Annotated in this window: 13 protein-coding genes and 1 pseudogene; 11 read left to right on the forward strand and 3 right to left on the reverse strand. The window is 68.1% G+C overall.

Annotated features, from left to right (window positions below; genetic code table 11):
• Positions 1-214: 214 nt before the first annotated feature.
• The gene (locus tag ACWF0M_RS25930) at positions 215-1,405 is read left to right on the forward strand and encodes an ROK family transcriptional regulator (protein ID WP_452238302.1); all 1,191 of its coding nucleotides are present in this window, start codon (positions 215-217) and stop codon (positions 1,403-1,405) included.
• 28 nt (positions 1,406-1,433) lie between these two features.
• Here ACWF0M_RS25930 and ACWF0M_RS25935 read toward each other — a convergent pair whose 3' ends face one another.
• Entirely contained in the window at positions 1,434-2,660 is a 1,227-nt protein-coding gene (locus tag ACWF0M_RS25935; RefSeq protein ID WP_452238303.1) for a family 16 glycosylhydrolase, read from the reverse strand.
• A 221-nt stretch (positions 2,661-2,881) separates the two neighbouring features.
• Here ACWF0M_RS25935 and ACWF0M_RS25940 point away from each other — a divergent pair, with 221 nt between their 5' ends.
• The 6 genes from ACWF0M_RS25940 (at position 2,882) to ACWF0M_RS25965 (ending at position 8,539) form a co-directional block, all read left to right on the forward strand.
• Positions 2,882-4,753, forward strand: coding sequence for a ricin-type beta-trefoil lectin domain protein (locus tag ACWF0M_RS25940; protein WP_452238304.1), 1,872 nt, complete (start codon positions 2,882-2,884; stop codon positions 4,751-4,753).
• Entirely contained in the window at positions 4,750-6,120 is a 1,371-nt protein-coding gene (locus ACWF0M_RS25945) for a ricin-type beta-trefoil lectin domain protein (protein ID WP_452238305.1), read from the forward strand. Before ACWF0M_RS25940 ends, ACWF0M_RS25945 begins: the two co-directional genes overlap by 4 nt.
• 127 nt (positions 6,121-6,247) lie before the next feature.
• Positions 6,248-7,063 carry a MerR family transcriptional regulator gene (locus ACWF0M_RS25950; protein WP_452238306.1) on the forward strand — a complete coding sequence of 272 codons (816 nt, stop codon included), beginning with the start codon at positions 6,248-6,250 and terminating at the stop codon, positions 7,061-7,063.
• Between the two features lie 3 nt (positions 7,064-7,066).
• Positions 7,067-7,417: a VOC family protein gene (locus ACWF0M_RS25955; protein ID WP_452238307.1), complete on the forward strand. Its 351-nt coding sequence runs from the start codon at positions 7,067-7,069 to the stop codon at positions 7,415-7,417.
• 93 nt (positions 7,418-7,510) lie between these two features.
• Positions 7,511-8,134 carry a hypothetical protein gene (locus tag ACWF0M_RS25960; RefSeq protein WP_452238308.1) on the forward strand — a complete coding sequence of 208 codons (624 nt, stop codon included), beginning with the start codon at positions 7,511-7,513 and terminating at the stop codon, positions 8,132-8,134.
• Between the two features lie 84 nt (positions 8,135-8,218).
• Positions 8,219-8,539, forward strand: coding sequence for a hypothetical protein (locus ACWF0M_RS25965; RefSeq protein ID WP_452238309.1), 321 nt, complete (start codon positions 8,219-8,221; stop codon positions 8,537-8,539).
• Between the two features lie 104 nt (positions 8,540-8,643).
• Here ACWF0M_RS25965 and ACWF0M_RS25970 read toward each other — a convergent pair whose 3' ends face one another.
• A complete protein-coding gene (locus ACWF0M_RS25970; RefSeq protein ID WP_452238310.1) occupies positions 8,644-9,384 on the reverse strand; it encodes a 6-phosphogluconolactonase in 741 nt (246 codons plus the stop codon).
• A gap of 611 nt (positions 9,385-9,995) precedes the next feature.
• Here ACWF0M_RS25970 and ACWF0M_RS25975 point away from each other — a divergent pair.
• The 4 genes and pseudogenes from ACWF0M_RS25975 to ACWF0M_RS25990 form a co-directional block, all read left to right on the forward strand.
• Positions 9,996-10,280, forward strand: a pseudogene (locus ACWF0M_RS25975) (DedA family protein); the annotation flags it as partial.
• Positions 10,281-10,344: 64 nt separating this feature from the next.
• On the forward strand, positions 10,345-10,497 hold the full coding sequence (locus ACWF0M_RS25980) for a hypothetical protein (protein WP_452238349.1): 153 nt from the start codon (positions 10,345-10,347) through the stop codon (positions 10,495-10,497).
• 73 nt (positions 10,498-10,570) lie between these two features.
• Complete coding sequence (locus tag ACWF0M_RS25985; protein WP_452238311.1) at positions 10,571-11,197, forward strand: NADPH-dependent FMN reductase; 627 nt, start codon at positions 10,571-10,573, stop codon at positions 11,195-11,197.
• Between the two features lie 174 nt (positions 11,198-11,371).
• Positions 11,372-12,160, forward strand: a complete 789-nt coding sequence (locus tag ACWF0M_RS25990) for a class I SAM-dependent methyltransferase (protein WP_452238312.1) — start codon at positions 11,372-11,374, stop codon at positions 12,158-12,160.
• Here the strand turns inward: ACWF0M_RS25990 and ACWF0M_RS25995 are convergent.
• Positions 12,122-13,078, reverse strand: a complete 957-nt coding sequence (locus tag ACWF0M_RS25995) for a phosphotransferase family protein (RefSeq protein WP_452238313.1) — start codon at positions 13,076-13,078, stop codon at positions 12,122-12,124. The genes ACWF0M_RS25990 and ACWF0M_RS25995 overlap by 39 nt on opposite strands.
• Positions 13,079-13,112: the final 34 nt, after the last annotated feature.

A 13,112-nucleotide genomic window follows, 5' to 3' on the forward strand; every position in this document is an offset into this window, starting at 1 on the left:
TGTTCTGAAATCTGCCGGAACCGGTTTCGGAAGCGGTTCCGTAGATCAAAGCCCCTGTGGCAACGGGCCGTCAATCACGGAGTGGTAACGAATCGCGGCTTAGTTCACGAGTTGGAAGAAGGCACCTCTTCCGTCGCCGGGGGCAGCATGATGAACTCGGAGTCGAGCGGCCTGCCCGGGGCCTGCTGCGTGATGCCAGGTGTGAGGTTGTGGGATGGAAGTACGCCGGACCACGGTGCGTGACATGCGCCGGTCCAACCGCTCGGTGATCCTCACCGGCATCTATCGCGAGGGCCCGCTGAGCCGCCAGGAGCTGACCGTCCGGACCTCGCTCAGCGCGGCGAGTGTCAGCAACCTGGTCGCCGAACTGATCGCCGAAGGTGTGGTCGAGGAGGCCGGCTCGGTCGAGTCCGAGGGCGGCCGGCCGCGGGTTCTGTTGCGGGTGGCACCAACGTTCAGGTACGTCGTCGGCGCCGAGGTCGGGGAGACCCGGGTCCGGGTGGAGCTGTTCGACCTGGCCATGAACGTGCTGGCGCGGGCCGATCACCCGATCGCGACGCCGACGCCCGAAGAGGTCGTGAAGCACGTACTGGAAGGGCTTTCGACGGTGATCGGTGCCTCCGGCATCCAGTCGGAGCAGGTGCTCGGACTCGGTGTCGCAGTGGCCGGCGTGGTAGAGGACAACGCGATCGTCGACGCGCAGACACTCGGCTGGGAGGCCGTCCCGCTCGCCGACATGCTTGCCGAGGGCACCGATATCCCGGTGCACGTGGACAACGGCGCGAACATGCTCGGTCAGGCGGAGATGTGGTTCGGCGCGGGCCGCGGCGCGACCGACGCCGTCGTCGCACTGGTCGGCTCCGGTGTCGGATCGGCCCTTGTCGCCGGCGGATCCAGCTACCGCGGCGCCCGCAGCAGCGCGGGCGAGTGGGGCCACATGACGATCGTGTACGGCGGCCGCGAGTGCCGCTGCGGCGCCTTGGGATGTCTCGAGGCGTACGTCGGCGCGGAAGGCGTCCTGGACCGGTACCGTCTCGCCGGCGGGACCGTCGACGGCGACGAGGAGACGGCCTTCGTCGAACTCCTGCAGTCCACGACGGAGCCGGCGACGACAATCGTCAACGACACGATCGGCTACCTGGCGGCCGGCTTCGCGAACCTGGTCAACCTGGTCAATCCCGAGCGCATCGTCCTCGGCGGCTGGGCGGGACTGCTCCTGGGCGAGAAGCACCTGGACGAGCTGCGTGTCGAGGTGGGCAAGCACGCGCTTCGGCGCCCGTACGCGCAGGTGTCCATCGTCCTGTGCGAGCTGGGCCGCGACGCCGTAGCACTCGGCGCCGCGACCCTTCCCGTAGTACGTCTCCTCCGCGACGGAGGCGCCGTACGAAATCTTTCCGGTAACTAATTGTCACGTGGTGGCAAAAAGTTTCCGGTTAGACGGTCCACTTCTGGTTGGCGCCGCCGGAGCAGGTCCAGATCTGGGTGGGGGTTGCGTTGGCGGAGTTGTTGCCGGTGACATCCAGGCACTTGTTGGCCTGCGGATTCACCAGATCGTGCCCGCTGGTGTAGGTCCACTGTTGGGCCGCGTTGCCGTTGCAGGTGGCGATCTGGACTCTGGTGCCGTCGGCAACCCCGGCGTTCGCCACGTCGAGGCACTTGCCCAGGGCACGGATCGTGCCGTCGCCCGGACGCGTCCACTGCTGCGCGTTGGTGCCGTTGCAGTCGTACAGCTGCACCGTCGTACCGTCAGCGGCGTTCGCTCCGGCCACGTCGAGGCACTTGCCGGCCAGGCCGGTGATCTGCGATCCGCTGCCGCCCGAGCTGCCGAGGGTGGAGACGCGGACGTAGTCGACGGTCATGGTCTGCGGCATCACCGTCGTACCGTCCGGGTTGCCCGGCCAGCCGCCGCCGACCGCCACGTTCATGATCATGAAGAACGGGTGGTTGAAGACCCAGGTGTTGCCGTTCAGGTCGGCCGGCGTACGACGCTCGTACTGGACGCCGTCGACATACCAGGTGATCGAGTCCGAAGCCCAGTCGACCGTGAACGTGTGGAAGTCGTCGGCGAACGACCAGCCGTTCGGATGGTTGTACGCGGCACCGATCCCGCCGGCGCCGGAGTAGCCTGGACCGTGGATGGTGCCGTGCACGGTGGCCGGCTCCTTGCCGATGTTCTCCATGATGTCGATCTCGCCGTCGTTCGGCCAGTTGCCGCCGCCGAGCATCCAGAAGGCCGGCCAGAGCCCTTGTCCGCGGGGGATCTTGATCCGCGCCTCGAACCGGCCGTACGTCTGGGTGAAGGTCTGCGAGGTGAGCAACCGGGCCGACGTGTACTGGCATGGGCCGTACCAGCACGAGAACCCGCCGCTCTCCTGGCGGGCCGTGATGACGAGATTGCCGTTGCCGTCGAGGGCCGAGTTGCGGGTGCTGTTGGTGTAGTACTCGAGTTCGCTGTTGCCCCAGCCGCCACCGCCGATGTCGTACCGCCACTTGGCGGGGTCGGGGGCCTGGCCGGACGGGCCGTCGAAGTTGTCCTCCCAGACCGTTGCCGTGGTCGCGGCAGCGGCCTGCTGCTGTGACGAGGCGGCGGGTTGCAGGAGGGCGGTGCCGATCAGTGCGGCACCGATCGCGACGAGCGCGAGCAAGCGTGGACGCTTCATGAGTACCTCATTTCGGGGGCGTCTGAATGAGGACGTGACTGGCCCGCAGCGTGCCGTGAGAACGCTCTCAGGTCAAGCCCGGGACTAAATAAAAGATCTGAAAAAAGTCTCGGGTTCGACGTTGACACCGGTTTGCACGGATGGTTACCTCTTGCTGACCAACAGTTGCGGCGCGGGCAGACGCCGCCACGAACTCCTTTAAAAACAGGGAGAACCGCCCCATGCCCGCGAAACGTCTCTTGCCGCTCGCGGTCGCTGCGCTCTGCGTGGCCGCCGCCGGGCTCGGATTCGGAACCGCTGCACCCGCCCAGGCCGCCGGTGAGCAGGTCAACGTCTGGCTGACCACCACCAACGACTCGGCCGGCCAGAACGTGACCCGCGGTCTGCAGCAGCAGACGCCGGTGAACTTCGGCCCGGCCGGCGGTTCGGCGAACCAGACCGTCACCGTCAACGAGAACACGACGTACCAGTCCTTCGAGGGCGGCGGTGCGTCGTTCGCCGACAGCTCGGCGTGGCTGCTGAACAGCAGCAACGTGATCTCGGCCGCGACCCGCGACCAGGTGATGAAGGACCTGTTCGACCCGGTGAACGGGATCGGCCTGGCCTTCGTCCGGAACCCGATGGGCGCCTCCGACCTGGCCCGGTTCAACTACTCGTACGACGACACGTGCTGCGACCTGAACGACTTCAGCATCCAGCACGACCTCGCGGACGTCGTACCGCTCACCAAGCAGGCCCGGCAGCTGAACCCGAACTTGAAGGTAATGGGCTCGCCGTGGAGCGCGCCGGCCTGGATGAAGGACAACAACGACTTCGTCCACCGCGGCTGGCTCAAGTGGGAGTACGCGCCGACGTACGCGCAGTACTTCGTCAAGTACCTGCAGCAGAACGAGGCCCAGGGCAACCACATCGACTACATCTCGGTGCAGAACGAGCCGACCTGTTGCGGCTCGGACTCGACCGGGTACGCGTCGATGAACTGGAACGGCTCGGGCCTGCTCGAGTTCACCAAGAACAACCTGCTGCCCGCGCTGCACGCGGCCGGGCTGACCACGAAGGTGCTGATCCTCGACTACAACTGGGGCAACTACAACGACCTCGGTTCGGTCCCGATCGCGGATGCGACGCTGCGCAACGACCCGAACTTCGGCGGTATCGCCTGGCACGGGTACGGCGGCGACGTGAACCTGCAGACCCAGGTGCACAACCAGTACCCGGGCGTGAACGCCTACATGACCGAGCACTCCGGCGGGACCTGGATCGCGAACCAGCAGGTCGAGGACATGAACAACCTGATCGACTACACCCGCAACTGGGACAAGTCGTGGGTCAAGTGGGGCATCGCCCTGGACGAGAACCACCTGCCGTACGTCGGCTCCGGCTGCAACGTCTGCACCGGGCTGGTCACCGTGCACCGCAACGACAGCCAGCGCGGTCAGGTCACCAAGACCGTCGAGTACTACACGATGGGCCACCTGACGAAGTTCGTGAAGCCGGGCGCGCTGCGGATCGACTCGACCGCGAACAGCTCGGTGAAGAACGTGGCCTGGAAGAACCCGGACGGCTCCAAGGCCCTGATCGCCTTCAACACCACGGGAAGCTCGCAGTCCGTGCGGGTGAACTGGGGCTCGCAGTCGTTCGTCTACACGCTGCCGACCAAGACGTCGGCGACCTTCACCTGGTCCGGCTCGCAGAACGGCGACGGCGGTGGCGGCGGCGGACAGATCACTGGGCTGGCCGGCAAGTGCATGGACGTTGCCGGCGCGAACTCCGCGGACGGTACTGCGGTGCAGCTGTACGACTGCAACGGTTCGACGGCCCAGCAGTGGACCCGTCCTGGCGACGGGACGATCCGTGCTCTCGGCAAGTGCCTCGACGTCAACGCCGGCTCCGTGGCCGACGGCGCGCGAGTGCAGCTGTATTCGTGCAACGGCAGCGGCGCCCAACAATGGACCTATACGAGTGGGAGAGATCTGGTGAATCCGCAGGCGAACAAGTGTCTTGATGTCACCGGCAACAATTCCGCCAATGCGACACCGCTGCAGATCTGGACCTGCTCGGGCGCGGCGAACCAGAAGTGGACCGTCTCATGAAGCGGCTGGCGGCAGCGGCCGCGGCCCTGGTGCTCGGCGCCGGTCTGTTGATGACGGCCAGTCCCGCGCAGGCGGCGACCGGGACGATCACAGGCTTGGCCGGAAAGTGTGCGGATGTCGCCGGCGCGAACAGTGCGGACGGTACTGCGGTCCAGCTGTACGACTGCAACGGGACCGCGGCGCAGAGCTGGAGCCGCGGGAGTGACGGCACGATTCGGGCCCTGGGCAAGTGTCTTGACGTGAGCGGTGGATCGGTCGCCGACGGCGCACGGGTACAGCTCTGGACGTGCAACGGGAGTGGGGCCCAGCAATGGACCTACACCTCCGGGCGCGACCTGGTGAATCCGCAGGCGAACAAGTGCCTCGATGTCACCGGCAACAATTCCGCGAACGCCACCCCGCTGCAGTTGTGGACGTGCAGCGGGGGCGCGAACCAGAAGTGGAACGCCCCGGCGGCGGATGGCGGGCAGCCTCCTGCGGGAGGTGCGCCGATGGCGGCAGCGCCGTACCTCTATCAGGGCTGGGGTGACCCGCCGAACCCGGCGACCGTGATGAACGCGGCCGGCGTGAAATGGTTCACGATGGCGTTCATCCTGTCCAACGGGTACTGCAACCCGCAGTGGGACGGCAGTCGGCCGCTGACCGGTGGCGTCGACCAGCAGGCGATCAACACGATCCGGTCCAACGGCGGCGACGTCGTGGTCTCGGTCGGCGGCTGGTCCGGCAACAAGCTCGGGCAGAGCTGCGGTACGGCGAGTGAGCTCGCGGCGGCGTACCAGAAGGTGATCAACGCGCTGTCGCTGAAGGCCATCGACGTCGACATCGAGGACCAGGAGTTCGCCCAATCGGCCGTTCGCCAGAAGGTCGTGGACGCGCTGAAGATCGTCGAGCAGAACAACCCGGGGATCGCGACGTACCTGACGTTCGGCACCACGACGTCCGGTCCGGACGGGAACGGTCAGGACCTGATCCAGCGGGGCGCGAGCTCGGGGCTGGACCTGGACGGCTGGGTGATCATGCCGTTCGACTTCGGTGGCGGGTCGACCAACATGGGCACGCTCACCCGGCAGGCGGCCGACGGGCTGAAGAACCAGGTCAAGACGCGGTACGGGCTGACCGACGACGCGGCGTACCGCAAGATCGGCATCTCCTCGATGAACGGCATCACCGACGTGGCCGGTGAGCGCGTCAACCTGTCGGACTTCGAGTCGATGCTGTCGTACGCGACCGAGCACCACCTGGCCCGGTTCACGTTCTGGTCGGTGAACCGCGACCGTCCGTGCACGGGCGGCAGCGCCGACAGCTGCTCCGGCATCGCCCAGAACGCCTGGGACTTCACGAAGGTGATTGGGCGGTACCGGGGGTAGTTGGGGATCTCCAGGCCATCACAATCGGCCCGCGGCAGTGCACGTACGCGTGTCCTCGCCGCGGGCCGACGATTGTGATGGCCTGCAGGTTTGACCCTCCGGCTACCGGAGGGTGGAAGCTTGTCGCATGACGGCGACGGTGACGGTGGGGGAGTTCTCCCGCCTGACGCATCTGAGTGTGAAGACTCTGCACCACTACCACGACATCGGGCTGCTGGCGCCAGTCGCGATCGACGCCTCGTCGGGCTACCGGCGCTACGGGACCGATCAGGTCGATACCGCGTTGCTGATCCGGCGGCTGCGGGAGCTGCGGATGCCGCTGCCGGACGTCCGCGCGGTGGTCGAGGCGTCCGACGGTCCGGCCCGGGAAGAGACGCTGCGGGCCCATCTCGAGCGGATGGAGCAGGAGCTCGCGCACACGCGCGACGTCGTCACGTCACTGCGTGAACTGCTGACGCCCGGGCGGCCGGTGCTCGATGTGCAGTACCGGTTCATCCCGGCGTTCCGTGCGTACGGCGTGACCGGGCAGGTCGTGCGGGACGAGATCGGGCCCTGGTGCGAGTACGCCTTCGGGAAGCTCGACGCGGTCGCCGGCGACATCCGGGCGACCTCTGGAGCGACGTACAGCGACGAGTTCTTCACCGATGACGTGGGTGAAGTGGTTACCTTCCTCCCGGTGGCACCGGACCAGCCGCCGGCGGACGGGGTCGAGCTCGTCGATCTGCCCGGCGGGTACTTCGCGATCGCGGTGCACGCCGGCCCGATGACCGACTTCGACCGTACCTACGGAGCGCTCGGTAGCCACGTTGCGGAGTACTGCAAGGTTGCGCCCGGCCCGATCCGTGAGCTGTACCCCATCGGCCCGGGGGACGTCCCCGATCCGGCCGATTATCGAACCGAGGTCTGCTGGCCGATCCAGCGGATCCCCGTGCTGAAAGGCTGAACCATGTCTGTTTCCCTGGAGAGCATCGCCTTCGACAGCGCCGACGCGGCTGCGCTCGCCACCTTCTGGGCCGGTGTGTTCTCGACCGAGGTCGATGCTGACGGCAACGAGTTCTTCGCGACCGTGAACCGGGCCGCGGACGGGCCGACCCTGATGTTCCTGCAGGTCCCGGAGCCGCGCAACGGCAAGAACCGCCTGCACGTCGACCTCGCCGCCGCCGACTGGTCCGCCGAGGTCGACCGCCTGGTCGGACTGGGCGCCAAGCGGGTCGACGAGCACACCGAGTACGGCGCCCACTGGATCACCCTGGCCGACCCGGAAGGCAACGTCTTCGATCTCGCCGAGCAGCACTGAGCACGGCCCTTGCCAGCTACCCGTTCCGGGAGGAGGGTGAGGAGTATCCGGCGGCGCCGCCGGGGCGCTGCCCTGAGCGTTAGGGGGTGGATCGTGTACGCGCGTTCCACCACGATCAATGCCGCGCCGGCGTCACTCGATGCAGGCATCGCGCAGGTGCGCGACGAGGTGATGTCCAGGCTGCTGGAGATGGACGGCTGTATCGGCCTGTCCATGATCGTCGACCGGGAGTCCGGTCGGTGCATCACGACCAGCGCATGGCAGTCCGAGGAGGCGATGCGGGCCACGGACGAAGAGCTCCGGCCGGTCCGGGAGCGGATCGCGGAGAGCATGGGCGGCGGGAGCCCGACGGTGCAGGAGTGGGAGATCGCCGTACTGCACCGTGACCACCGTTCGGGTGCGGGCGCATGCGTCCGGGCGACCTGGGTGCAGATCGACCCCGCGAACATGGACCGGGCGATCGACGTCTACAAGCTGGCTTCGCTGCCGAGGCTCGAGGACCTGGCGGGGTTCTGCAGCGCGAGTCTGCTGGTCGACCGCGCGTCCGGCCGGGGCGTCTCGTCGGTGACCTACGACAGTCAGGAGGCGATGGACAGCAACCGGGAAGCCGCCGCCTCGATGCGCGCCGCGACCACGAAGGACGCGGGCGCCGAAGTCCTGGACGTCGGCGAGTTCGAGCTCGCCATCGCCCATCTACGAGTCCCTGAGCTGACCTGATCGGTCAGGGCGCGTGACCGCCCCGCGGAACAGGTCGGTCAGGTCGGGCTCGCCGTCGTCGGCAGCCCAACGGAGCAAGGCGGTGTGAGTTACGCCGAGTACGGCGCTCGCGGCGGCGCGGGCGCCGTACTCGAGGGTGGGATCGATCGCGCTGACGAACGCCTCTTGCAGGCGGTACTGGCTGTCCAGGTGGCGGGGGTCGAGATCATCAGCCGGAGCCGAGCGAGGAGCAGCTCGCGCTCGTTCGTGGTTGCCAGGTCCAGGATGGCCAGGACAGTACGGCCGATGCGGTCCGTGAGTGACCCGGTCGCGGGCAGCACGGTGAGCGTGGTCGCGGTCAGCTCGGAGTCGGCCAGCGGGTTCGACTCGGCTGTCGCCTCGGGCGTCGGTTGGGGTGTCGACTAGAGCGTCGGCTCGGGTCTCGGCCAGGGGGTCGGCTAGCGGGTCGGCTCGGGTGCCGGCAGGGGGTCGGCTTGTGCGTCGGCCGGGGCGGTCGGCTCGGGTGTCGGCTAGCGGGTCGGCTCGGGTGTCGAGTCGGTGTCGAGGAAGAGTTGTACGTCGGGGTGCGTGCGTAGCGCCGTACCGGGGTAGTTCGGGTCGATCGGTTGCGTGAGGGTGTCGTGGACGGCCTGGCGTTTGACTGATCCGGGGACCGAGCCGATCAGCGCGTGCGCGTTCAGCAGGCGGGGGATGGTCACGGTGATCGCGTGGGTCGGTACGTCGGTGAGCGCCGGGAAGTTGTCCTCGTCGACCTGCTGCCGGCGGCTGATCTCGTCCAGTGCGACCAGTTTCGTGGCCTCCGGGTCGTTGAAGTCGGCGGGCGGGTCGTTGAACGCGAGGTGGCCGTTGACGCCGAGGCCGAACAGCACGAGATCGAACGGGTCGCCGCCCATCAGCTCCGCGTAGGCGTCCGCGCCGTCGTCAGGTACGAGCGGGTGGAACGTTGCCTGCGGCACCTGGTCGAGCAAGCTCCGGCGCAGCCAGTTCCGGAACGACTGCGGCGCATCGGGCTTCAGGTCGACGTACTCGTCCATATGGAAGCACTCGACCCGGATCCAGTCGAGGTCCGGCTCGACGGCGAGCGCGGCCAGGGTGGCTGTCTGGCTCGGCGCGGCGGCGAGCATCACCCGCGCCCGCCCGGTAGTCGCGATCGCCTTCCGCAGCCGCTCGCCAGCAGCCGCGCCCGCAGCCCGCCCAAGCTCCGCCCGGTCCGAACACGTCACGACCCGCAGAGCATGCTCAACAGTCATGCAGAAAGGCTCGCACACCCGCCGGCCCACCACCGCGCCATACCGAACTGAGCACACCCGCCGCGCACCGAGCACAACCAATAGCTTGTCCCCACTCCCCAGCGGCCGTCCCCACTCCCGCCGTCCGCCGAACCCGACGGCTGCGCCGCCGCCCGGCGCCCGCCGACCCCGGCAGGTGCGCCGACACCCGTGTCCCCCGGCCTCATGCCGGACTGAGAACAAGCGCCGGGGACTGGGCACAGGCTATGGCTTGTGCCCGGTCCCCGGCGGGTGTGCTGACGCCTGGTGTCTGCCGGCCTCGTGCCGGTCTGAGAACAGGTGCCGGGGACTGGGCACAGGCTATGGCTTGTGCCCGGTCCCCGGCGGGTGTGCTCGTTCCTGGTGTCCGCTGGCCTCGGGCGAGGCGGTGCGCTGCGCTCGCGTGCCGGGGGTTACCTCCCGGGTGGGTCGGTGGGTGGGTGGAGTGTGGGTGGGGGTGGCGGAAATAGCGTTGGGGTAGGACGGATCGGGTGTTCGGGGGCGTGTGCAGGAGCCGGCTGGGTGGGCGGTTGGACTCATGGAGGGGTTGGGGGCGGGGGCTGGAGAATCTGTTTCCGCCGTTGCCGAGTGAGGTGATCTTGCCGCTGGCCGGGTTCGCGGCGGCGCGGGGTGATGTCGGGCTGGTGGCTGCGATCGTGTTCACCGCGTTTGGGTCGGTTGTGGGGGCGCTTGCGTTGTACGGCCTGAGCGCGGTGCTTGGGCGGGATCGGACGCGGGCGCTCGCTGGGAGGCTGCCGCTGGTGGAGGTGCGGGATGTCGACACGGCCGAGGAGTGGTTCGGGCGGTACGGGGCGAAGGCGGTCCTGCTCGGGCGGCTGGTTCCGGTGGTACGCAGCCTGATCTCGGTGCCGGCCGGTGTCGAGCGGATGCCGATCGTGCTGTTCCTCCCGCTGACGGCCGTCGGGAGCCTGGTGGAACTCGGTGCTGATCCTCGAGGGCTATCAGCTTGGCGGGCGGTGGCATCCGGTGGAGTCGTCGGTGGGGGTGTTCCAGAGGCTCGTGATCGTCGCCGCGGTGGGCGCGAGCGGGGTGGTTCGTCGTGGCGCAGCTGCGGGCTCGGCGTTCGGATCCTGAGAAAGTCCAGTAAGCGGCTCGACTTTGACTACTCTCGAGGGAGTTGCCGCCGAGGTTTCAGGAGATGGGTCAGATGCCGTCAGTCGCGTTCGAGTCACAGGTCGTGCCGGAAGGTGCGCAGGAGCCACCGGTCTGGCCGCAGTCGGTGGTCACGCTGGTGGGCAATCCGCGGGCCGGGTCGCGGACAGCGGCTGCTGCGGCGTCCGTCGCCGAGTTGCTCGCTTCCGAGCTCGGTACGCCGTACCGGATCGACGAGCTGATCGATCTCGTGACGATCGCGCCGGCCATCTTCCAGGGCGAGCATGCCGATGCCGAGGCGCAGGCGGCGCTGGAGAGTGCGATCGATCTGGTGTCGTCGGCGTCGGTGATCGTTGTCGCGACTCCGGTTTACAAGGGTAGTTACACCGGGTTGCTGAAGAGCTTCCTCGACGTACTGCGGCCCTCCGCGTTGGCAGGCGCCGTGGTCGTGCCGGTGACGGTGTCGGCTGCGCCGAGCCACAAGCTGCTGGCGGATCAGCATCTTCGTCCGGTGCTGGCGGAGTTGGGTGCGAGTGTTCCGGTGCCCGGGGTGATTCTGGAGGAGCGCGATCTCGAGGATCTGCAGGTCGTGCTGTCCGGCTGGATCCGCGACAACGCGGGCATCGTCCAGGCGACCACGATCGCCCTCCAGCCGGTCGCCGAACCGACGCCTGCCCGCTAGCGCAGTACCCGGCGCACGCCGGACGCGCCGGACGCGCCGGATCAATCGTCGCCCCATGGGAGATCAGGATCAGCACGATCGGGCGCCGGACGATCGTGCGGCGGGCGAGCGGGTGCCGGAAGAGCGGGCGGCGGGCGTTCGGGATCAGGGTGGTCGGGATCAGGGTGGTCGGGTGTGGGGGATGGGGAGCGGGTCGAGTGGAATCGGGTGGGTTGGGATCTGCGGGCTGCGGTGCATGTGTCGTCGGGGTTTTACGACGTCGACGGGTTTCGGGCGGGGCGTAGTTCGCTGCGGGTGTTCGAGGTCGAGGCGTTGGGGGATGTGCGTGGGAAGCGGCTGCTGCACCTGATGTGTCATTTCGGGTTGGACACGTTGTCGTGGGCGCGCTTGGGCGCCGACGTCACCGGCGTGGACTTCTCCGGCGAAGCGGTCCGGGCCGCGCGACGGTTGGCTGACGAGGTCGGGTTGCCGGCGCGGTTCGTGCAGGCGGATGTGTACGACGTGGCCGAGGTACTGGAGCCGGCGTCGTACGACGTGGTGGTGGCGACGTACGGCGTCCTGGTGTGGCTCCCTGATCTGGACGAGTTCGCCCGCGTGGTGGCGAGGATGCTGCGACCGGGCGGGGTGGTGTTCCTCGCGGAGTTCCATCCGCTGCAGACGATGGTGGACGAGGACCTTCGGGTGCGTACGTCGTACTTCCGGAAAGGAGCCGCCGATCGGAACGTGCGGACCAGCTACACCGGCCAGGAGGTCGAGGAGCATGTGCAGAGCACCTGGCCGTGGACGGTCAGCGGGCTGGTGAACGCACTGGCCGGAGCCGGCCTACGAGTCGAACGCCTGGACGAGCTCCCCGTGGACCTACGCCAGCGCAGCCCGGAGATGATCCAGGACGCCGACGGATTCTGGCGCCTACCAGGCGACCCGCTACCGCTCCTGCTGACCTGTCGTGCAGTGAAAGCCTGACCTCAGGGCGTTGAAGCGGGCGGCCAGGTCGTCGACCCAGGCGATCGGTGTTCGATGATCCGGCAGCGGTACGCCGGCTTCGCTCCGCCACAAAGCGTCGCCGAGCGCGGTGCGTAGATGCCAGGCCATGACCCGCGCGGTAGACAGGTTGCGGCCGGAGATCTGCTGGTAGTGCTGCATGGTCGCCTGCAGGAGCTCGACGCCTGGCCCGGTCCCCGGGAAGGTGCGGAGGTCATACTCCGGCTCGGCCGTGCCGACTGTTTCGAAGTCGATCACCACGCGGAGCTCATCGTCGTGCCAGACCTGGTTCCCGCCATGGAAGTCACCGTGCGCCAGTACGGTCGGCGCCGGTGATGCGAGGACGCCGTCGGCCCAGTCGCACCAGCGCATCACGGACTCGACCTGATCCGGCCGGACCCACTGCGCGAAGCCGGCGCGGATCGTGTCCGTCGTCGCGGGTGGTAGCAGTACGGGTGCGACGCCGCCGACGAGGCGGTCGACCCGCTCGAGGGATGCCGGGTGGTGCAGGCCGGCCAGAAAGGAGGCGAGCTGCCGACCGGCGTGATCCCGGTCGATCGAGTCGACGATGTCGAACAACGCCGTACCAGGAACACGTCTGGTCAGCAGAAGGACCGGATCGGTGCTGCTGGCAACGACCTCCGGGAGGAACGGGACGCCAGGATCGTCCGTGAGGGCTGCCAGTACGTCGATCTCGTGCGCAACCCGGAGCGCTGCGGGTTGCGACCACGCGAACTTCGCGACGTACTGCTCCCCGACCATCGCGCTGGCGGCCCACCACTGTGGATCGTCCTCGCCCAGCGTCTCCCGGACGACAACCTCGTGCCCGCTCAACTCCGGGGCAACCACTCGCAGTGCGTCGGCAACTGCCTGCGGAGACTTCTCGGCCAGCCACCTCATCCGTCCATCTCATCACGAGGGCGGCTTTCCGGAA

This window comes from Kribbella sp. NPDC055110 (genome assembly GCF_053607525.1).